Origin of the sequence: Rhizobium sp. YAF28, from assembly GCF_052113285.1 — a bacterium.
In the GTDB taxonomy this organism is placed as follows: domain Bacteria; phylum Pseudomonadota; class Alphaproteobacteria; order Rhizobiales; family Rhizobiaceae; genus Rhizobium.
Genome location: NZ_JBFRCX010000002.1, coordinates 1 through 21,864, shown reverse-complemented (window position 1 = coordinate 21,864; position 21,864 = coordinate 1). Strand labels below are relative to the sequence as shown.

Annotated in this window: 15 protein-coding genes and 2 pseudogenes; 8 read left to right on the top strand and 9 right to left on the bottom strand. The window is 60.1% G+C overall.

Annotated elements, in window-relative coordinates:
* The first annotated feature begins 6 nt into the window (after positions 1-6).
* The gene (locus AB4Z13_RS04305) at positions 7-1,437 is read left to right on the top strand and encodes an FAD-binding oxidoreductase (protein WP_439014230.1); all 1,431 of its coding nucleotides are present in this window, start codon (positions 7-9) and stop codon (positions 1,435-1,437) included.
* Between the two features lie 35 nt (positions 1,438-1,472).
* Here the strand turns inward: AB4Z13_RS04305 and AB4Z13_RS04300 are convergent, their stop codons facing one another.
* Positions 1,473-5,219, bottom strand: coding sequence for a DUF1217 domain-containing protein (locus AB4Z13_RS04300; protein ID WP_439014229.1), 3,747 nt, complete (start codon positions 5,217-5,219; stop codon positions 1,473-1,475).
* 300 nt (positions 5,220-5,519) lie between these two features.
* Here AB4Z13_RS04300 and AB4Z13_RS04295 point away from each other — a divergent pair, with 300 nt between their 5' ends.
* Entirely contained in the window at positions 5,520-6,086 is a 567-nt protein-coding gene (locus tag AB4Z13_RS04295) for a DUF6101 family protein (RefSeq protein WP_007817899.1), read from the top strand.
* A 77-nt stretch (positions 6,087-6,163) separates the two neighbouring features.
* Here AB4Z13_RS04295 and ubiA read toward each other — a convergent pair whose 3' ends face one another.
* Entirely contained in the window at positions 6,164-7,123 is a 960-nt protein-coding gene (gene ubiA / locus AB4Z13_RS04290; RefSeq protein WP_113322438.1) for a 4-hydroxybenzoate octaprenyltransferase, read from the bottom strand.
* 152 nt (positions 7,124-7,275) lie between these two features.
* Positions 7,276-8,043 (bottom strand): FadR/GntR family transcriptional regulator, encoded by a 768-nt coding sequence (locus AB4Z13_RS04285; protein WP_442205927.1) that lies wholly within the window; start codon positions 8,041-8,043, stop codon positions 7,276-7,278.
* Positions 8,044-8,519: 476 nt separating this feature from the next.
* Between AB4Z13_RS04285 and AB4Z13_RS04280 the strand changes: the two genes are divergently transcribed.
* Positions 8,520-10,421: an autotransporter outer membrane beta-barrel domain-containing protein gene (locus AB4Z13_RS04280; RefSeq protein WP_439014226.1), complete on the top strand. Its 1,902-nt coding sequence runs from the start codon at positions 8,520-8,522 to the stop codon at positions 10,419-10,421.
* Positions 10,422-10,582: 161 nt separating this feature from the next.
* The gene (locus AB4Z13_RS04275) at positions 10,583-11,374 is read left to right on the top strand and encodes an SDR family NAD(P)-dependent oxidoreductase (RefSeq protein ID WP_439014225.1); all 792 of its coding nucleotides are present in this window, start codon (positions 10,583-10,585) and stop codon (positions 11,372-11,374) included.
* A gap of 24 nt (positions 11,375-11,398) precedes the next feature.
* Here the strand turns inward: AB4Z13_RS04275 and AB4Z13_RS04270 are convergent, their stop codons facing one another.
* The 4 genes from AB4Z13_RS04270 to AB4Z13_RS04255 all read right to left on the bottom strand — a co-directional run bounded on the left by AB4Z13_RS04270 (position 11,399) and on the right by AB4Z13_RS04255 (position 16,659).
* A complete protein-coding gene (locus AB4Z13_RS04270; protein ID WP_310378487.1) occupies positions 11,399-12,208 on the bottom strand; it encodes a MipA/OmpV family protein in 810 nt (269 codons plus the stop codon).
* A gap of 117 nt (positions 12,209-12,325) precedes the next feature.
* On the bottom strand, positions 12,326-12,904 hold the full coding sequence (locus AB4Z13_RS04265) for a histidine phosphatase family protein (protein ID WP_439014224.1): 579 nt from the start codon (positions 12,902-12,904) through the stop codon (positions 12,326-12,328).
* Positions 12,905-12,956: 52 nt separating this feature from the next.
* Positions 12,957-14,216 (bottom strand): class I SAM-dependent methyltransferase, encoded by a 1,260-nt coding sequence (locus AB4Z13_RS04260; RefSeq protein WP_439014223.1) that lies wholly within the window; start codon positions 14,214-14,216, stop codon positions 12,957-12,959.
* 133 nt (positions 14,217-14,349) lie between these two features.
* A complete protein-coding gene (locus AB4Z13_RS04255) occupies positions 14,350-16,659 on the bottom strand; it encodes a Tex family protein (RefSeq protein ID WP_439014221.1) in 2,310 nt (769 codons plus the stop codon).
* Positions 16,660-16,897: 238 nt separating this feature from the next.
* On the opposite strand from AB4Z13_RS04255, the gene glyS reads away from it, so the two are divergent.
* Positions 16,898-19,075, top strand: coding sequence for a glycine--tRNA ligase subunit beta (gene glyS / locus AB4Z13_RS04250; RefSeq protein WP_439014220.1), 2,178 nt, complete (start codon positions 16,898-16,900; stop codon positions 19,073-19,075).
* 51 nt (positions 19,076-19,126) lie between these two features.
* Here glyS and AB4Z13_RS04245 read toward each other — a convergent pair whose 3' ends face one another.
* Positions 19,127-19,336, bottom strand: coding sequence for a tautomerase family protein (locus tag AB4Z13_RS04245; protein ID WP_439014219.1), 210 nt, complete (start codon positions 19,334-19,336; stop codon positions 19,127-19,129).
* Positions 19,337-19,433: 97 nt separating this feature from the next.
* Here AB4Z13_RS04245 and AB4Z13_RS04240 point away from each other — a divergent pair.
* The 3 genes and pseudogenes from AB4Z13_RS04240 to AB4Z13_RS04230 form a co-directional block, all read left to right on the top strand.
* Positions 19,434-19,571 (top strand): annotated as a pseudogene (locus AB4Z13_RS04240) (LysR family transcriptional regulator); the annotation flags it as partial.
* Between the two features lie 85 nt (positions 19,572-19,656).
* Positions 19,657-20,343 (top strand): LysR substrate-binding domain-containing protein, encoded by a 687-nt coding sequence (locus tag AB4Z13_RS04235; protein WP_442205926.1) that lies wholly within the window; start codon positions 19,657-19,659, stop codon positions 20,341-20,343.
* 32 nt (positions 20,344-20,375) lie between these two features.
* Positions 20,376-20,726, top strand: a pseudogene (locus AB4Z13_RS04230) (DUF523 domain-containing protein); the annotation flags it as partial.
* On the opposite strand, the gene AB4Z13_RS04225 reads toward AB4Z13_RS04230, so the two are convergent.
* Positions 20,682-21,864 (bottom strand): methyl-accepting chemotaxis protein (locus AB4Z13_RS04225; RefSeq protein ID WP_442205925.1); only part of this gene is annotated, 1,183 nt, incomplete at its 5' end. The pseudogene AB4Z13_RS04230 and the gene AB4Z13_RS04225 sit on opposite strands and share 45 nt — an antisense overlap.

Below are 21,864 nucleotides of genomic sequence, written 5' to 3'. Positions count from 1 at the left end.
GGCTCCATGAGCAGCACAAGCATTTCTCCAGAGAACATCGAACGTTTCACCGCCATCGTCGGCGAGAAATATGCGCTGCACAGTGAAGCTGATCTCGCGCCGCACCTCATCGAAAACCGCGGTCTCTATCACGGCTCCTCCCCTCTCCTGCTGAAACCCGGTACGGTCGAGGAAGTCTCCGCAATCATGAAGCTTGCCACCGAAACCGGTACGGCCATCGTACCGCAGACCGGCAATACCGGCCTCGTCGGCGGGCAGACGCCGCGCGCGGGCAAGGCCGATGTCATCCTTTCGCTCGAACGCATGAACAAGATCCGCGATGTTGATCCGGTCGCAAACGTGCTGGTCGCCGACGGCGGCGCGATCCTGGCCGAGGTGCAGAAAGCGGCCGAGGCGCACGGCCGCCTGTTTCCGCTCTCGCTTGGCTCGGAGGGCTCCTGCCGCATCGGCGGCAACCTTTCCACCAATGCCGGCGGCACGGCGGTTCTCGCTTATGGCAACATGCGCCAGCTCTGCCTCGGCCTCGAAGTCGTGCTGCCGACCGGCGAGATCTGGGACGGACTGCGCCGCCTGAAGAAAGACAATACCGGCTATGACCTGCGCGATCTCTTCATCGGCGCGGAAGGCACGCTCGGGATCATTACCGGCGCGGTCCTGAAACTCTTCCCGCAGCCGCTCGGCCATCAGGTGGCCTTTGCTGGGCTATCCTCGGTCGAGGATGCGCTTGCCTTCTTCAACCTCGCTTCCAGCCTCTGCGGCGCCTCGCTCACCGGCTTTGAGCTGATGCCGCGCTTCGGTGTCGAGATCACCGCGCGCAATATCGATGGCGTGCGCGATCCGCTGGAGACGCCGCATGACTGGTATGTGCTGATCGACATCTCCACCTCCGATTCCGCCGAAACGGCCGAGCGGATGATGAATGCCGTTCTGGAGCAGGGTTTCGAAGCGGGACTTGTTCAGGATGCGGCAATCGCCTCCTCGGTCGCGCAGCAGAAGGCGCTCTGGCACATGCGCGAGAGCATGTCGGACGCCCAGAAGCCGGAGGGCGGCTCGATCAAGCACGATGTTTCCGTGCCGGTTTCGAAGATACCGCACTTCATGAACGAAGCTGCAGAGGCGGTGATGGCGGCAATGCCCGGCGCGCGCATCTGCGCCTTCGGCCACATGGGCGACGGCAACATCCATTACAACATCTCGCAGCCGGTTGGTGCCGACAAGGATGCCTTCATCGCCCGCTGGCACGAGATGAACCATATCGTGCACGGGCTGGTGCTTGCCAATGGCGGTTCGATTTCCGCCGAGCATGGCATCGGTCAGCTGAAGCGTGATGAGCTCGCGTCGATTCGGCCGGAAATCGAGATGGAACTGATGCGCCGCATCAAGCGCGCCTTCGATCCGGCCGACATCATGAACCCGGACAAGGTGGTGAGCCTCTAGAACCTTTCCTAGGCTCCAGGAGGCTCACACCATTATTAAAGCAACGATGACGCCTGGCCGGTGCCGCCGGTCAGTAGCTGAAGCGCCGGCGACTGCTGCGTGTTGTTCTTGATGTCGTACATGGCTGTGAAGCGCTTGACCAGCTTGTCAACCTTCTTGGGATCCTGCAGGTCCTCTAGCTTTACGAAACGGCCGAGGAGATCGACCTGCTTGGCGACATCCATCGACGAAATCTGCGCCGGCAGGCTATAGGTCGTCTGGACGACCTGATAGAGCGCCTTGTCGCCGAGGATCTGGTAGAGCGAGGTGACGTCACCGGCTTTGCGCTTGAAATAGAGTGCCAGGCGAACGCCATCATTCTTTTCGCCCTCCTGGGTTTCCAGGGTCATCTGCACATACTGCTGCTGCGTATTCGCCTCGGCCTGCTTGTCCTGGATCGTACCCATCTTGGCGCGTGTCAGGTTGCCGTCCTTGTCGAAATTGAAGGAGGCGACGATCTCCTTGAAGCGCGCGTCAGCCGTGGTGTTGAGATAGCTCTTCTTGTCATCGGGATCGGAGGTGAAGATCTTCTTCAGCGTATCCTTGTCGTATTTCTTCGGATCGAGGCCATTTGCTTTCAGCACGAGATCCGTCAGGCGCTTGTCGGCCAGGAAATCGTCGAGCGAGGTTATGCCTGGAATGGTCTTGCCGAAATAATCCACTTCCTTGGTGGCATCCTTGGAAGCGCGGTCCTTTGCGGGGCCGTCTTTCATGAGCATGGTCACGTGCGACTTATAATCGGTCGCATATTTCGCCAAGGTGGCGGCAGACAGAGCCGACAGGGGCTCGGCAGCCTTGCCATCGGAACCGAAATTGAAAGCGCGCACCATCTTGGTGATACGGTCGTCCTTGAAGGATGCGACATATCCCTTCGGATCATAGGGGTCGCTGACCAGCAGCTTGCGCATGGTGGAGCGCGACACGTCGTTCGTCGTCAGGCCGTAAGCCTGCAGCGACATCTGATAAAGATCCGGATAGGAGTCGTTGCCGAGGAGCGTATCGGCGGTGGCATTGGTTTTCATGAAATCATTGATGCTCTTTACGCCCTTGGCGTCGTCCATTCGCGACTTGTAGTTCGCGATGATGCGGTCAATGAGATCGTCGCCCTGACTGTTGACGCGAGCGCCGTAATTGTCTGACGTGTTCGTCGTCTGCTCGCCAGTCTGGGCGGTGGTCGAAGTCGGCAGCGATCCATCCGAGCCGAAATTGAAAGCGGCGTTGAGATCGCCCTGGCCGACGGAAGCAGCATGGGCCGGATCGGTGAGGATATTCTTTAGCTCGGCGTTGCTCGTGTCGTAGGCTAGGCCGTAAGCCATTTTCAGATAGTCCGTCAGGGACGAGTCAGCGAGCAGCTGATCGACATCATTGACGTCGCCCATCCGGTCCAGAACGCCTTGTTCCCGCGCGTTAGCCGCCGAATTCACAGAAGCCATCTGTGCGGAGGTCTGCGCCCAACCGGGAGTGACAGTGCCGTCCGCCGCGAAATTGAACGCCGCCTTCACATTGGCATAGGGTCCGGTGTCGCTCTGATCGGTGAGAATGTTGCGCAAATCGGTATCCGAAACGCTCGTCGGAATACTGAAGGCATAACGGATGTAGCTGTTGAGCTTCTGGTCGCCCAGCAACTGATCGACGCTGGTGATCGAAGACATAGTGCTGCCGTAATAGGTGGCAGCGTCGTCTGCCTTCTTAGTCATCGCGGCCACCTGGCCGGCGCTCTGCGACAGGGTGTTTTGGGCGACCGTGCCGTCCTGGTGGAAATTGAAGAGCTTATAGACGTCGCTATAGCCCTGGGCAGCCGCGACCGTTGGATCGGTCAGAATGCTGCGAAGCGTGGTGTCGCTGATGTCGTTGCCGATCTGCATGCTGGAGCGCAAGAAGCTCACGGCTCTGCCGTCGGCTAGGAATACGTCGACCGCCGCGGTCGCGCCGTTGTTGGAAAGGTCGCTGAGCTTGACCTGATAATACGAAGAGTTGTTCGCAACGAGCTGATTGATGCCCTGAAGCTGGAGAGTATTTTGGGCGCCGACAACACTGCCATCCGGCTGCGTCTGGAAGGTGACCGAGCCATCCGCGTTGAAATTGAAGGCATCATGGATGTTCTGATGGCCTGCGGTAGCGGCATAGGCGGAATCCGTGAGGATGTTCTTCAGTTCGGCATTGCTGAAATCCTGACCGAGACCGTAGGCATCCTTAATATAGGAGGCCAGCATCTTGTCCGAAAGTAGTTCGTCGACGTTGTCGATCGGGCTGACGCCACCCGGCGGCTTCATCATGTTCGAGAAGTAGCTCGAGACGTTCGACGCGGCATTCACTATGCCCGTCAATTGATCGTAGGACTGTGCGCGCTCGGTCGGAGAGACCGTACCGTCGGATTTGAAATTGAAGGCCTCGTAGGCATCTCCCAAATCGACCGAACGGGCATAGGCAGGATCGGTCAGGACGTTTTTCAGCTGCGTAAAGCCCGGATCCATGCCGAATGCGGCACGAACATAATCTGCAAGCCGCTTGTCGTTGACCAATTGATCGACATTGGTGATCGTGCCGATCTTGGACAGATAGTAGCTCTTGTTGAGGTCGGACATCACCTGGCTGGTATAGTACACATCGCTCGCCGTGCCGTCGCGGTCGACGATCTGCGGCGCAGTCTTGATGTTATACTGTTCGATGACGTTGTTCTTCTGCGTCGCGGTCTGGGCGGCGCCACCGACTACGGGGGCGCGGAAGGCGTATAGCTCCGCGACCGTGTCGGTCTGGCCGGAATTCTGCGCCGAACCATTGACCGAACCATCGGCGTTGAAGTTGAAATAAGAACGAAGTTCCTTGTATTTGTCGCCGACATAGTTGAGCGATGGATTGGGGTTGTTGAGTGGAGCGTCGCCGCCAAGTGTGGCCGGATCGCTTGTCAGCACCATCTTGATGAAAGCGTTATCGGCCGTTGCCGGATCGATGCCGACGGACTGCAGCGCCACCGTGCGCAGGCGCGGATCGGCTAGAAGGTCGTCGACCGACTGCACCGAACCGATATTGTTGCGGAAATACTGGGTGTCGCCGTTGTCAGGCTTGAAGTTGAATTGCTGCGCGAGCGCATAGAGCTTGTCACCGATATATGTCTTGGTCGGATCGTAAGCCGGATCGCTCGGATCAGGCGCATTGCCGCCAAGCTTGCTGATGTCAGTGGTCAGGACATTGGCGATGTAGTCCTTCGACATGTATGTCGGGTCGATGCCGACGCTCTTCAACGCGTAGTTCAGCAGGCGGGAATTGCCGACGAAGTCCTGGACGGTCTTCACGCCATCCATCTGCGCGCTGTAATATTTCGTTTCGGTGGCAGTCTGTTGTGCCGCGTCGGCAAAGGACTGCTTGTAGAGGCCGATCAGATCGTCTTCCTGCGCGTCCGTTTGAATATCCTTGGGCGGCGCATTGAAGTTGAAGGCGGCGGCGAATTCCTTGTAGCGCGTGTCGGAAAGCTTGTTGGCGAAACTGTTCGCATCCGTGAGATTGCTCTCCAGAACCTTCTTCATGAAGGCCTTGGCATAGATCATGTCATCAAGACCATAGGCTTTCATGGCGTAGCTGTAGAGCTTGTAGTCGCCAAGGAAGTCGTCGACGTCCTTCACCTTGTTGATGTTGTCGGCGTAATACTGGGCGTCTTTTTTGACCTGCGTCTGATTGGCGACGCGGTCCAGACTCTTAGGCATATCACGAGACAGAATGACGTATGCCAGGGATGCCGTGATCATAAATGCGCCCTTTTCAGCAAAGTCTTTAAAGAATGACGGACCATTGGTGCGAACATTTTGCCACGCAAAGCTTACCCGAGACTTACCTGAAGCTGTCCCGCTTTAAGACACGGGCGCGTTCACCATCCGGAAACCCTGCCATATTCAGTTTTGCTAACCATTCCGGGAGGCAGGATTTCTTTAACCGCAATTTTTAAGCTGTACGGAACGGGGGCCGCCTATTGTCAGACCACAGAGGACGAAAAGTCCCGAGGAGAAGACCGGAAACCGGCTCTCAGGTAAGACAAGGGTAGAAATGAAATGAAGAATACCGTTCTGAAGCCCGTCTGGGCTGGCACGACATTGCGTCTTGATCCGTCTCGCTTTCCGCAGCAGGTAAGCTACGCCATCCACGACCATGCCAGTGACGTCAGCATAACGATCGACGAACGCGGCGCGGTCCTGCGCAAGATTCTCCCCTCCAGCGGCCTGCCGCTCTCCATCGCCTTGCCGCGGCGCGTCTTCAAAGGCGTTGCAGCCCGCGCCATCGACCACGGCAATGGTGAAGTCACCGTGACGCTCGAGTTGCATCACGAAGATCCGGAACTCTGCATTCCGCTGCTCGTCGCCCACGATCTCGGCGATATCGCGGCCGACTGGCGCAGCTGGTCGGAAGCCTTCGGCATTCCCATGCTGATGGTGGAAGCCGACGGTGTCGCCCGCCCTCTCGAAGAACATCTTGGCGGACTGCGCACCAGCGAAATGAAGCCGCGCCGTCGTCACTCCTATTTCGCAAACCGCCGCCCGCGCTTCCTCGTGCGCCGCACGACCGGCAAGCTCGGCGTCATCATGAAGATCGAAGGCAAGGAAATCATCGCCCGCAGCTGAGCGATACGTTCTGAGCCGATTTCAAAACCCGGCCATCGTGCCGGGTTTTTCATTTCGGGGTCATTTTTCACTTCAGATCAGGGAATGGCAAAAAGCAGCGAGACGAACAGGCCGAGAAAGATGATCAATCCGACTCGGGTGTTCGATTTGAAGAGCGCGAGGCACTGGGCGCCGTCGTTGATATCGAGCGTCCTGATCTGCCAGGCGAACATTCCGGCGGCAATCAACAGACCGACAAAAGCCAGAAGGCCGACACCAGCAAGCGCAAAGGACAGGAACATCAGCACCAGCGTCAGTCCGTAGAGGCCGACAAGCGCCAGACGCGTGCGCTCGCCGAACAGGCGCGCGGTGGAGCGAACGCCGATCAGCTCGTCATCCTCCTTGTCCTGATGGGCATAAATCGTGTCGTAGCCGATCGTCCAGACGACCGAGGCTAGATAAAGCAGGAAGGCAGAGAAGGAGAGGCTGCCGAAAATCCCTGCCCAGCCCATGAGCGCGCCCCAGGAAAAGGCAAGACCGAGGAAGAATTGCGGCCAGTCGGTAAAGCGCTTGGCGAAGGGATAGAGGGCGACGACCCCGAGCGACAGCACGCCGAGAAGCACGGCAAACCAGTTGAACTGCAATAGCACGAACAGGCCGACCAGCGCCTGTAGCCCGATGAATATCTTTGCCTGCCGGCGCGTCACACGACCCGAGGGCAGTGGACGAGAGCGAGTGCGCGCCACCTGCATGTCGATCTCGTGGTCGACAAGGTCATTATAGGTGCAGCCTGCGCCGCGCATGGCGACAGAGCCGATAAAATACAGGAACAGATGGTAGAGCAGCAGGGCGCCGGAGAAGACGCGCGGCTCGATAGCCGCATTGGCGGCAAGGGTCGCCGACCAGAAGCACGGCCACATGAGGAGTTGCCAGCCGATCGGCCGGTCCCAGCGCGCAAGCTGCGCATAGGGCCACAGCCAGGGCGGCAGGATGCGATAAACCCAATTATCCGAGGGCGCATCGGCAACGCGCCCGTTGAGACCGTCAATCTGTTGCATACGGTCATCTAGCGATGGGCAGGACCCATGGTCAAGACTCCATCGCCGGCGAGCTTCGCCATCTGCGGCTCGATGGAATCCGCTTCGTCCTGCAAGGCTCCTGCTCTGAGGAACGAAGGAAGGTTCATCGGATCACCGGCCAGCCGGCGTATCTATCGCTGACGCGCGGCCAGGGCACGCCTCACATCTTCCTCGGCCCCGTCCAGCAAAGAAACCAGGGCCTTGCTCGCGCCGGCGGAATCGCGATTTGCCATACTCTCCACGACCTGCTGATGCAGCGGCAGCGAATGGCTCTGGCCCTGCGGATTGTCGTCGGAAAGCCGGAAACTGATCACCAGCGCAGTCTCGATCAGCGCCGCCAACGAACCGATCAATTCATTGCCGGACATGCGTAGGATCGCCTGATGGAAAGCAAGATCCGGCACGGCAAAACGCGCTCCGTCATCGCCCGCCCGCTCCATCTCGGCGAGCAGACCACGCAAATGCTCGATCTCTGCCGCGGTGGCGCGTTCGGCCGCCAGCGCACCGGCGGTCGGCTCGATCGCACGGCGCAACTCGAAAAGCGAACGGGCGTCCTCGGCGGTGGTCCTGCCGCCGTAGCGCCACAGGAGCACATCCGGATCGAGAAAATTCCAGTCCCTGCGCGGACGCACGCGGGTGCCGATTTTCGGACGCGATTCCACCATGCCCTTGCCGGCCAGAACCTTGATCACTTCACGCAATACGGTGCGGCTTACCCCATGCGCGGCACTCCAGTCATCCGCATTCGGCAACGGATCGCCGGGCAAAAGATCACCGCGCACGATGCTCTGGCCGATCTCATTGAGCACCCTCGTGTGAAGGCTGCTGCCGACCATCCCCTCCATGCGCAACGGCGCCGCGAGAGCCAGACGGGCTTTCGCATTCTTCCTATTCTTCATACTATTCATACTATTCATACTATTGTCATATCGCTCCCCTATTACCGCTCTCATAGAACAGTCTCTTTAGTGACGTCAACTCGCAATACATGAATAAACTTGGATAAACGTGTTTAAGTAGAATCAGAGTCCCAGAAATGGAAGATTTATGATGGATTTACTGACAAAATTTCGAGCTTAGATCCCGATTTTATTCTATATTTCTGTGTCTATATTTTCAACATTTGAAAATGACGCGATTTATAACTCGAATATCGCAAATGTATAATCGCATTTTCGATCGGTTCGACTACGCGCGCTGAACCAGCACGCACCCCACTCTCCATGAAAGCATCACGACCGACCGGCCTTCGCGGCCTGTCAGCGGATCACTGCGCTTTCATCACGCCGCCTTCACCGCCGCCGCCTGCCATCAGGTCGGCGGCCCCTCTCGGCTGCGATCAAGCAGCCTTTGCCCTACGAAAAGGAAACTTGAAATGCCATTCATGACCAGAGGTCCCTCAACCAGGGCGCCCATGGCGCAAGCGGCAAGACCGCTCGTCCTGACCGCTCTCCTCTGCGCGACGGCCATGCCTGCTTATGCCGTCGAGCCCTGGATCATGGTCGAGAAGTTTACATTCACCGACGATCCCATCACCTATCGCGGCCAGGGCGTGACGACGGACGGCAAGAACTGGTACTTTTCCGGCACGAACGCGCTGGACAAGGCGGACGGCAACTTCAACACGATAACGCGCGACAACAGCGCGATCGATCCGGCCCTGGCAAACCCGTTTGCCGGTGCGCCCAGAGGCCTCAATCATATCGGCGACATCGATTACGCCGACGGATACCTCTACATCTCGCTGGATACCAGCACCCGCGATCCGATCACTGGCGAGAAATACAACACGCCGGTCTTTGCGATCTATAACGCGAGCGACATGACCTATACGGGCAAGTATTTCGCCCTGACCCCTCCGCATGGCAAGCATGACGTCGCGAGCTGGGTGGCCGTGGATGCCAAGAAGGGCCTCCTCTATGGCATGGCCTATGACAACTCCACGGAGATCGCGGTCTACAATCTCTCCGACGGCTCCTTCAAGCAGTACATTCCCCTTTCGAGGACGATCGACCAGGCACAGGGCGGCAAGATCCTTGATGGCTGGATGTATTTCTCCACCGAAAGCGATACAAAATCGCTCTATCGCGCCAATCTGACGACAGGCGAAGTGGAAGAGATCGGCCAACTCGACACTCCCGGCGACCAGGAAGTCGAGGGCCTCTCCTTCGGCTGGACCAAGGATGGCTGGTCGCTTTATGTCATCAACCGCGAACAGCCCGATCCGCTGATCGACGAGTCCATCGGCTTCTATCGTTATCTGCGGCCCTACGGCAATGCGCTCTCCGGCGAGATCCATTCCAGCGTCAAGGGCGCCTTCATCCAGGACAGCCTCTATCTCGACGATGCGGTCGGCCAGCGCCTCCGCTCGGCGTTCAGCGCAGTGGGCACGCCCATGTCGGAGGTCACCTCCTATGACGAGAACGGTTTGACAGGCGCTATCAGCGACACCGAAGGCCTCGCCATCTGGAGCCAGGCGATCGGCGCCAAGAGCACGACCGAGGGAGCGGGCTACGCGGCCGATTTCGATCACTCGACCGGTGGCATCGTCTTCGGCGTCGATGCGGCGGTCGGGACATGGCGCTTCGGCGCAATGGCCGGCTACAGCAATACCAGTTTTGATGTCGATGCCCGCACCTCATCCGGCTCGAGCGATAACGTCCATCTCGGTATCTATGGCGGCACGCAATGGGGTGCGCTGGGCTTCCGCACCGGCGTCTTCTATACCTCGCACGATATCAGCACTAAGCGCCATGTCGTCTTCCCAGCCTTCAACGAGACCCTGTCGGCCGACTACGACGCCCGCACCACCCAGGCCTTCGCGGAACTGGCCTACCGGATGGATTTTGAAGATACCGCTTTCGAGCCCTTCGCCAACCTCGCCTATGCTCGCCTGAAGAGCGATGCCTTCTCGGAAGAAGGCGGCACGATCGCAGCGCTGTCAACCGGATCGTCCAGCATGGACACCGCTTTCACCACGTTCGGCATTCGCGCCTCCACCGATATCGATCTGCAGGATACCAAGGCGACCGTGCGCGGCATGCTTGGCTGGCGGCACGCCTATGGCGATGTCACGCCGAGCTCCAAACTCGCCTTCAATACCGGCGCAAGCTTCGATTCCGTCGGCGCCCCGATTGCCGAGAATGCACTGACCATGGAAGCCGGCCTGGATTTCAACCTGGCGAAAAACGCAACGATCGGCGCATCCTACGCCGGTCAGATTGCGGGCGATACCCAGGACCATGCGGTCAAGATCAATTTCAACGTGAGCTTCTGAACCGGGCCTGAAGTCCGCCGCAGGTCCGGGTTCTGAACACCGTTGAAAAAAGACGCCGCAGCGCTTCCGGGGTGCCTGCGGCGTCTTCCGTTTGATACAGTCGGGCGGCACGTTCGTGCGCGGCCCACCAGCCTTTACGACATTCTTTTCCGGAGTTCCCGATGAGCCGAGATGCCAGCGACAATCTTGTGACCTACGCCAGCTATCCGAGCCTCCAAGCCAGAAGCGTGTTCATCACCGGGGGTGCAAGCGGCATCGGCGAAAGCCTGGTGCGGCACTTTTGTGCCCAGGGCAGCCGGGTCGCCTTCGTCGATATCGCCGAGGAGAGCGGCCGCGAGCTTGTCGCTGCGATAGATGCCGATGGTCATGCCGCACCGCTCTTCATTCCCTGCGATCTGCGCGATATCGAGGCGCTGAAGCACGCGATCGGTGAAGCGGTTGCGCAGAACGGCCCGCTTCAGGTTCTCTGCAACAATGCCGGCAATGACGACCGGCACCAGACGGAGGACGTAACCGTCGCCTATTGGGATGACCGCATGGCGATCAACCTGCGTCATCAGTTCTTCGCCGCACAAGCCGCCCGACCCTTCATGAAGGCGCTCGGCGGCGGCTCGATCATCAATTTCGGCTCGATCACCTGGATGGTCGGCGATCCGGACTGCCCTGCCTATGTGACGGCGAAAGCGGCAATCTGGGGCATGACGCGGGCGCTCGCCCGCGAATTCGGCCCCGAGCGAATCCGTGTCAATTGCATGGTGCCCGGCTGGGTGATGACCGAACGGCAGATGAGCCTCTGGCTGAATGAGGCAGGCGAGCGGCAGATCGCCGAGCGTCAGTGCCTGCCGGACAGACTGCAGCCTTCCGACATCGCCCGCATGGCGCTGTTTCTCGCAGCCGACGACAGCGCCATGTGCACAAGTCAGCAGTTCATCGTCGACGGCGGCTGGGTGTGATTTGGACCCGTTCGGGCGGCTGGATCAGTTCAGCGTGAAATTGAACTTGTAGCTCGCAGACAAGCCGATCAGGAACTGGTTCTTCGAACCTTTCTCGCGCACAAGGCTGCTGTCAGCGGCCGGACCGGCAAGGCGCTTATATTCCGCGAAGGCGCTCGTCGACAGGTTCTCAGTCGCGTTCCAAGTGAGTGCGGTGCCGGCACCATAGGACTGGATGCCGCCCGAGGGATCATAAGGCTTCAGCCCGCTTGCGGCTGACTGCGCTTCGTTGACGCCGTAATAGGAATGGAAGTAGCCGCTCGTCGCAAAGGTGGCACGCGGGCCGCCGGAGAGCTGCAGATCGGGCGCGATATCGGTGAAGGCGTCAAGCGCCACGTCGGCCACGAGACCGTCATGGGAGCGGATACCCTGGCGGACTTCGGCGCGGGCGCGCAGCCAGTCGGTCGGATAAACCTCGGCAAAACCACCGATTTCCGCACCCCATTTGACCTTCTTCAGGCCGTGCAGATCGCTGTCGTCGTCTTGGTCACGCTCAGGCACATAGCGACCGACGATACCGGCGCGGAAGCCGCTGTTATCGACGAGCGCGAAGGATGGATTGTCGTTGCGCGAGGAAAAGCGCGGACCGGCGCCCTGACGACCGACCGAAATCAGCGGGCTGAACTTGAATTCGTTGCTTGAGGCGCCTTCGAATTTCGGCGCGGAAAAGCCTGATACGCCGACTTTCAGATACCAGTCGCCGGACCACCAATGGCCGCCTTCCTGGGCGGAGGCGGTGCCGAAAGAGGAAAGAGCAATAGCTAAAGAGATCGATACGACAGATCGATTAAACACATCCGCACTCCAGGAAACGCAATACAAGAACGGCCGCGGACGGCGGCGATCGGTACATTTATAGCGAGGGTGTTACCTCTATCTTAACCAAGGCGGAAAGATCGAAGGGATGGGAAATTACTTCTGGTTCCAGCGGCGGATGACCGGTTCGGTCAAATCGTGCTCATAGCCGAGAACGCTGATGCTCGTCGTATCCAGAATGAAACGGGAGCCGTCTTCCGGGGGCAGGCCGAGCCAGCGGGCGCCGAGCACACGCAGGAAATGCGAGCTCGAAAAGATCAGGACCGGGGCATTGGCCTGCCGCAATTCGGCAATGATGCGATCGGCACGAGCGCCGATATCGGCGGCGGCTTCACCATCCGGACAGCCGTCGCGGAAGAGCCGCCAGCCGGGACGTTTCGACAGGATTTCCTTGGTGGTGATGCCTTCGTAGGCACCGTAATCCCATTCGGCGAGATCGGGCTTGATGACGGCGCCCTCGCCGAAACCTGCGAGTGCGCATGTGTTGCGCGCCCGCTGCGAGGGGCTGGACCAGACAGCGGAGACGGAAAGACCTGCGAGCCGCGGAGCGAGCGCGCGGGCCGCAGCCTCGCCATTGGCGGTGAGCGGAATATCGCTGCGGCCAGTGTGCTGGCCGGATAGCGACCATGCCGTCTCGCCGTGGCGTACAAGAGTGATTTCGGGAAATGCGCTCATATCCGTCTCTCCAAAAAAAGAAAAAAGCGCGGGCCAGGCCGCGCTTTCAATATCAGAAGGTAAACTTTTCCAATGGCGGACGCGTCGACTCGAATTCCCTAAGCTTCGCCTCGTTCTCCGGAATATAATTCCGGTTATCGGGCGTCGCGAACTGGTTCTTGGTGATCTGGATCTGCTCGATGAAGAGTTCATCCCAGCGGAAGCCCATTTCGGAGCCGGCCAGATAGAATTCCCACATACGGAAGAACTTCTCGTCGTAAAGCGCCACGGCTTCGGCCTTGCGGGCAACGAAGCGCTCGCGCCAGTGGCGCAGCGTATAGGCGTAATGCAGCGGGAGCACTTCGACGTCGCGCGTCAGCAGTCCCGCCTTTTCGAGCGGCACCAGTGTTTCGGCGATCGAGGGAATGTAGCCCTGCGGGAAGATGTACTTCTCGATGAAGGCGTTGGTGGCGAAGCTCGGCTTCGGACGCGCGATCGAATGCAGCAGCATGATGCCGTTGTCATCCAGGAGCTCGTGCACCTTCTTGAAAAAGTTGCCGTAATTGCCGATGCCGACATGTTCGAACATGCCGACCGAGACAATGCGGTCGAACTTCCTGCCGTTCATGTAACGATAATCCTGCAGCTCGAAGCGGACGCGATCGGCAAGACCGCGTTTCTCTGCCCGTTCGCGGGAAATCTTCAGCTGCTCTTCGCTGAGCGTAATGCCAGTGACATCGAGGCCGGGCGTCGATTCCGCCAGATACATGGCCATGCCGCCCCAGCCGGAGCCGATCTCCAGCACGCGCTGGTTCGGCTGCGGCATGAGCTTTGCCGCGATGTGGCGCTTCTTGGCGACCTGCGCTTCTTCCAGACTGATACCGGGCGGATCAAAATAGGCGCAGGAATATTGCCAGTCCTCGTCGAGGAAGAGTTCGAAGAGCTTTTCGGAGAGGTCGTAATGGTGGGCGACATTACGCTTGTTGTGGTTGATCGGCATGCGGCTCTTGAGTTGCTGCATGGCAATGCGGCCGATCAGCAGGGCTGCCATCTTGAAATCGAAGATTTCGTTGGTGGTGTTCTGCTTCACCAAAGCGAGGAAGTCGTAGATGTTGCCCTGTTCGAGAATGAACCGGCCTTCCATATACATTTCGCCGAGCTTCAGCGTCGGATCGCGACGGATCGCATCCTCGGCTTCCTGATCGGCAAGACGAACGGCAACCAGTTCCCCGGTGCCGTCACCAATCGTGTGGGTCTCGCCATTGGCAAGAGTAAGGGCCAAAGAACCCTTTCGGACAATTTTTTGGACAATCGATAAGAATGCCGACGCCATGGACGCCTCGCAAATGTGACAGGATGGTCACATCAACTTAATAGCTCTCTTCTGCCTTACAAGCGCCGGATTTAGCACTCCGCAGATTCAATTGCCAAAGTGTGACATTTTTGCCATTTCGGGGCCTAAGCCCTTATTTTCGCTTCATGGCTTCGGCCAGCGCCGCACCGAAGGCGCCCTGGCTCTGCGGCTTTGCCGGCGTGGGCTTACGATCCTGCTGCGGGCGCTGGCCGGTATTGCCACGCGACTCACCACGCGGAGAGCCGGCCGGAACGCCGTCATCCTTGCGCATAGAAAGGCCGATGCGCTTACGCTTCACATCCACCTCGACAACGCGCACCTTGACGACGTCGCCGGCCTTCACAATTTCGTGAGGATCCTTGATGAAACGGTCGGCAAGCTGGGAGACGTGGACCAGACCATCCTGATGCACGCCGATATCGACGAAGGCGCCGAAGGCCGCGACATTGGTGACGGTGCCTTCCAGCACCATACCTGGCTTCAGGTCACTGATTTCATCGACGCCTTCCGCAAAAGTCGCAGTCTTGAAGCTAGGGCGCGGGTCGCGTCCGGGCTTATCCAACTCGGCGATGATATCCTTGACTGTCGGCAGGCCGAACTTCTCGTCGATGAACTTGCGCGGGTCGAGCGCCTTCAGGGTGGCGCTGTCGCCCATCAGTGAGCGCAGATCACGGCCGCAGGCGGCGACGATCTTCTTTGCCACGCCATAGGCTTCCGGATGCACGGAAGACGCATCGAGCGGCTCCTTACCGTCAGGGATGCGCAGGAAGCCCGCGGCCTGTTCGAAGGTGCGCTGGCCAAGGCGGGCAACCTTCAACAGGTCCTTGCGGCTTTCGAAAGCGCCATTCTGGTCTCGGTGCAGCACGATCGCATCGGCAATCGAACGACCAAGGCCGGACACGCGCGACAGAAGCGGCGCGGACGCCGTATTGAGATCGACGCCGACGGCATTCACGGCATCTTCCACGACCGCGTCGAGCGAGCGGGAGAGCTTCGTCTGATCGACATCGTGCTGATACTGGCCGACGCCGATCGACTTCGGCTCGATCTTGACGAGTTCGGCGAGCGGGTCCTGCAGGCGCCGCGCGATGGAGACGGCGCCGCGGAGCGAAACGTCGAGCTGCGGGAATTCGGCGGCCGCGGTTTCGGAAGCTGAATAGACGGAGGCACCGGCTTCAGAGACGATGACCTTGGTGGGCTTTGGCGCAGGAAGTGCGGCCAGCATATCGGCCACGAGCTTTTCCGTCTCGCGGCTGCCCGTGCCGTTGCCGATCGCGATCAGTTCGACATTGTGCTTGCGGATGAGGGAGGCAAGCTCTGCCTGCGTGCCGCGCACGTCATTCTTTGGCGGGAAAGGATAGACGGTCGTCGTATCGAGCAGCTTGCCGGTACCATCGGTGATCGCAACCTTGACGCCGGTGCGGATGCCCGGATCGAGGCCCATCGTGGCCCGCGAGCCGGCGGGGGCTGCCAAAAGCAGATCCTTGAGGTTGCGGGCAAAGACATGGATCGCCTCTTCTTCCGCCCTTTCGCGCAGTTCGCGCATCAGGTCGAGCGAGAGCGACATGGAGAGCTTCACGCGCCAGGTCCAGCTTACGGCATCCATCAGCCAGCGATCGCCGGGGCGGGTTGCACCGATTTCGTAGGCGGTCGCGATCATGCGCTCGACCGGCTTGTTCGGCGAGGCGACCTCGGCATCGGCCTCGATCGTCAGCGTCAGCACTTCCTCGTTCCAGCCGCGCAGCATGGCAAGCGCGCGGTGGCCGGGGGCGGTTGCCCAGCGTTCGGAATGATCGAAATAATCGGAGAACTTTTCGCCGGTCGCCTGCTTGCCGTCTACGACCTTGGCCTTCAGAAGGGCGGCATTGCGCATATGGGCGCGCAGCCTGCCGAGCAGATCGGCATTTTCGGCAAAACCTTCGGCGACGATATCGCGGGCCCCTTCGAGGGCCGTCTTCACGTCAGGCACATCGGCCGTGATATAGGCCTCCGCCAGCGCGGCCGGATCCTTGCCACGATCGGCGAGGATCGCTTCGGCAAGCGGGCCAAGGCCGCGCTCGCGGGCAATCTCGGCGCGGGTGCGGCGCTTCGGCTTGTAGGGCAGGTAGAGGTCTTCCAGCTCGGCCTTGGTGGCGGCCCTCGAGAGCTTCGCCATCAGTTCGTCACTCATCTTGCCCTGGCTGGTGACGGATTCGACGATCGTATCGCGGCGGGCTTCAAGCTCGCGCAGATAGACAAGCCGCTCGGCCAGCGTACGCAGCTGCGTATCATCCAGCCCACCCGTCACTTCCTTGCGGTAGCGGGCGATGAACGGCACCGTTGCACCCTCGTCCAGCAGCTCGATCGCCGCCTTGGCCTGATCGGGCCGGGCGTTGATTTCGGCGGAGATACTTGCTGCGAGCGAACGAAGGTCAGCGGCCATGAGATTTCCTGCAGTTTATTAGGGTTGGCGGACCATAGCGGCGAAAAGCAGCAAGGCAATGCCTCCCGCCGCTTTCCACAGCGGAAGGGAACGCTCCTGTGGGTTTAAGCCATATATCTGAGGCGCAATTGAGCCTTTCGCCTCCTGTTTTTGCGGTTGTGCAGATGCGGCATTCTTTGGTAGCAGAGGCGACCATTTTTGATTGCCCCTGCCCTGCAGGCGCCAGGAAAAGAGTACCATGCCGAACCTGCTTCTCGAACTTCGCTCCGAAGAGATCCCCGCCCGCATGCAGCGCAAGGCCGCCGGTGACCTCAAGAAGCTCCTTACCGATGCCCTGGTGGAAGCAGGACTGACCTATGAGGGTGCGCGCGAATACTGGACGCCGCGTCGCCTGACGCTCGACATTCACGGGCTGACGGCCCGCTCCGCCGATATCCGCGAGGAGCGCAAGGGGCCGCGCACCGACGCCAACGAAAAGGCGATCGAGGGCTTCCTGCGCGGCGCCGGCCTTTCTTCAGTTTCCGAGGCACAGGTCGTCAGCGATCCGAAGAAGGGCGATTTCTACGTCGCCGTCATCTCCAAGCCCGGCCGTGGCGCCGAGGAGATCATCGCCGAAGTGATGCCCGGCATTATCAAGGATTTCCCCTGGCCGAAGTCGATGCGCTGGGGCAAGGCCTCCTCGCAGCCTGGCTCGCTGCGCTGGGTTCGTCCGCTGCAGTCGATCGTTTGCACCTTCGGGACCGAGCATGAAGAAACGGTCGTCATCCCCTTCGAGATCGACGGCCTCGTTGCCTCCAACGTGACCTACGGCCATCGCTTCCACGCGCCCGAGGCCATCACCGTCAAGCGCTTCGACGATTACGTCGCGAGCCTCGAAAAGGCGAAGGTCATTCTCGATGCTGAGCGGCGCAAGGACATCATCCTGCATGATGCCCGCGACATCGCCTTTGCGAGCGGGCTGGAACTGGTCGAGGACGAGGGCCTGCTGGAAGAAGTCTCCGGTCTCGTCGAATGGCCGCAGGTGCTGATGGGTTCCTTTGAGGAGGACTACCTTTCGATCCCCTCCGAGATCATCCGCCTGACCATCAAGACCAACCAGAAATGCTTCGTCACCCGCAAACAGGGTGAAGAGACGCTTTCGAACAAGTTCATTCTCGTGTCTAACATCCAGGCGAAGGATGGCGGCAAGGAAATCGTTCACGGCAACGGCAAGGTCGTACGTGCGCGCCTGTCGGACGCGCTGCATTTCTGGAAGCGCGATCAGGGCAACCTGCCGGACCTCGAGACGCTGGAAGCTTCCGCAAAGAAATTCGGCCTCGACCTCGCCAAGCCGCTCGACCAGCGCATGGCCAAGCTCGATGCTCTCAACGTGACCTTCCATGCCAAGCTCGGCACGCAGGGCGATCGCGTCGAACGCATCCGGGCGATGGCCGCCAAAATCGCCATGCCCGTCGGCGCCGATTACAAGGTGGTGGACCGCGCCGCGGTTCTCTGCAAGGCGGACCTGCGTACCGAAGCCGTTGGCGAATTCCCGGAACTGCAGGGCGTCATGGGCCGAAAATATGCGGCACTGCAGGGCGAAGACGCCTCCGTTTCGACCGCGATCGAAGACCATTACAAGCCGCAGGGTCCGTCTGACCGTGTGCCCGACGACAAGGTGGCGATCACGGTGGCGCTTGCCGACAAGCTCGATACGCTCATCGGTTTCTGGGCAATAGACGAGAAGCCGACCGGCTCGAAGGATCCATTTGCGCTTCGCCGTGCGGCACTCGGCATCATCCGCATCCTGCTCGAAAAGCGCGCCCGCGTGACGCTCTTGCCGCGCATCACCTCGCATATGCAGCGCATCGATACGGATATTGGCGCCAGCGTCGATACCGACGACCTAACGCGGCAGTTCGATCTGCTCTCCTTCTTCCACGACCGCCTGAAGGTCTATCTGCGCGAACAGGGTGCTCGACACGACCTCATCGATGCCGTGCTGACACCTGAATCCGACGACCTCTTGATGGTCGCCCGCCGCGTCGAGGCGCTGACGGCCTTCATCACCTCGGAAGACGGCATCAACCTGCTTGCCGGCACCAAGCGCGCCACGCAACTTCTGGCCGCCGAGGAAAAGAAGGGCACGGTTGTCGCCGACGGCGTTTCCGAGGCATTGCTGAAGCTTGATGCCGAGAAAGAACTGTTTGCCGCCATCACCAAGGCTTCGTCGGAAGCTGCCGGCGCGGTTGCGCATGAAGACTTTCGCTCGGCGATGGAAGCGCTGTCGAAGCTGCGGGCTCCCGTTGACCGCTTCTTCACCGATGTGCTGGTCAATGACGAGGATGCCGCGATCCGCGCCAACCGCCTCGCGTTGCTGCGGATGATCCGCGCGGCGACGGGGACAGTCGCGGACTTTTCGAAGATCACCGGCTAAACGGCCGACAAGTGAAAATGGGGCCGAATGGCCCCATTTTGCTTTTCTGCCTCATCGTCCCTTTTGCATCTTGGCGATGGTAAGCGTTTCGCCTGCGCGGCCATAACCGCCGTCGATGACCTCATCGACGAGGACCATGGTATAGGGGCGAACGCCCTCCCCGAAAAAGTCGACGAACATGGCCGTCGTTCTGAGGATGATGTCCTCCTTCTGCTCTGCGGTCAGAATACCCTGGGGAAACTTGTAGTTTGCGAATGGCATGATGTGCTTCTGCCTGGTTTACGTTGTGACCCGGCAAGCCTAGCGGCATCGGCAACATGCTTGAAATTGATATGAAGTATATGCATTCATCCACGCAATGGATTTGCATGGTATCGATCTCAACCTGCTCGTTGCCTTCGACGCGCTCATGAAGGAACGGAGCGTGACGAAGGCCGGCATTCGCATCGGCCGCACGCAACCTGCCGTGAGCGCTGCTCTGGCGCGGTTGCGCAGCCTTCTCAAGGATGAGCTTTTGGTGCGGGGACCGCAGGGCCTGCAGCCGACACCAAGAGCGCTTGATCTCGCCGAGCCATTGTCGCGTGCTCTTGCCGATATCCAGCGCACACTCGATTTCACCCAGGCATTCGATCCTGCGACCTGCCGCCTTCACGATCGGCCTCTCCGACCATCCGACTTTCGCGCTGCTGCCGCAACTCGTTGCGCATCTTGTCAAGGCGGCTCCGGATGCGACATTGCAGGTCCGGAATTTCAGCGCCCGCGACGACGCCATCGATCTCTTGGATGCCGGAGAGGTCGATGTGACGGTTGGGGTGCCGGCAACGAAAACGGGACGTATTCTGACCCAGCCTCTGTTTGAGGAGCGTTTCGTCTGCATCGTCAGGAAGGATCATCCAGCTACACGACGCACGCTCGATCTCGACGCCTTTCTGGCTCTCCCGCACCTGCTCGTCTCGCCGGAAAACGAGCGTTTCGGCCATGTCGACGCGGCGCTGGCAAAGACAGGGCTTCAGCGGCGGCTCGCGCTCACGCTTCCCAATATGTATGCCGCGCCGCTCTTGATTGCCCGTTCCGACATGATCGCCACCTTGATGGCCGGCGTCGTGGAGGCCTCCGGCCATGCGGACGAACTTGCCCTGTTGGAGCCGCCGCTCATGCTGGAGCCCATCCCCTTCGTCATGTCCTGGCATCGGCGCAACGATGCACATCCGGCGCAGCGCTGGTTCCGGAATTGCATTGCCGAGGTTGCACCTGATGTCAGGCGATGACGTCCGCATGAATCTCCATTAAACCTCATCCCATGGTGTCCAAGATCCTCGTCAGTGCCTGTCTCATGGGCCACGCCGTCCGATATGACGGACGCGCGAAGCAGCTCGTCCATCCGGCAATCGAGCGCTGGATGCAGGAAGGCCTGATCGTGACGATCTGTCCGGAAATGTCGGCCGGCATGCCGGTGCCACGGCCACCCGCCGAAATCGGCGATGCGGCTGATGGCGAGGATGTGCTGGCAGGAACTGCCCGCGTCGTGGAGTTGACCGGTGGCGACGTGACCGATGAATTCCTACGGGCGGCGGAAAGTGATGAAATTGCTTTTAGTCACCCCGGCTTATGCGGCGCGGCGACCCTGATGCATGGCAGGAGCTGCGGCAGCATTGCCGACGCGGAAGCCACGGATGAGACCGAGCAGTTCATCGGTGTCGGCAGCCAGCGTTTCGGCCGATGCCGTGGTCTCTTCGGCCATGGCGGCGTTCTGCTGGGTGGCGGCGTCGAGCTGGTTCATCGAGGACGAGATCGAACGCAGCGTCGTATCCTGTTCGGAGGCGCTGTGGGCGATCTTGGCGACGATCTCGTTGGCAGCCTTGATCTGGTCGGAGATGCGCTTCAGCGCTTCGCCTGCCTCGCCGACGAGGCGGACACCATGGTCGACCTGGCTGGAGGAGCGGGCGATCTGATCCTTGATCTCCTTGGCGGCAGCAGCCGAGCGCTGGGCCAGTTCACGCACTTCCTGGGCGACGACGGCAAAACCCTTGCCGCTTTCGCCGGCACGGGCTGCCTCGACACCGGCGTTGAGCGCCAGCAGGTTCGTCTGGAAGGCGATCTCGTCGATGACGCCGATGATCTTGGTGATCTCCGACGAGGACTTTTCGATGCCGCTCATGGCTTCGATCGCCTGGGTGACGATCGCATCGCTATGGGTGGCTTCGGTCGAGACCGAGTGAACCCGCTTGCTGGCTTCATGGGCACCATCGGCCGTCTGGCGGACGGCAACGGTCAGCTCATCGAGAGCAGCCGAGGTTTCTTCCAGGCTTGCGGCCTGACGCTCGGTGCGCTGCGAAAGCTCGTTGGAGGCGCGACGGATCTCTTCCTTGGCGACACCGATATCACCGCCCTTGGCGCTGACCTGGGCCATCGCGGCCTCGAGATGCGAGAGCGCATCGTTGAAGTTGTCGCGCAGGGCCGCATATTTCTGGCCGATGTCGGCGCAACGCACCGTCAGGTCGCCGTGGGCGATCTGCTCCAGCGCCTGACCGATGGTGCTGACGACACGGGCCTGCAGCGAGGCTTCATCCTGCTGATGGCGCAGGTTGCTTTCGCGCTCGCTTTCGAGAGCCAGCTGCTGGGCAGCCTCGCGATCGGACATCGCGTGACGTTCCCTGATCTTTTCCTGCAGCGACTGCGTCGCCTTCGCCATCATGCCGACTTCGTTGTTCATGCCGGTATGCGGGATCTTCAGGGAAACATCTTCCTCGGCAACCGCCTGCAGAGCGTTGTGCACGTCCTTCAGAGGG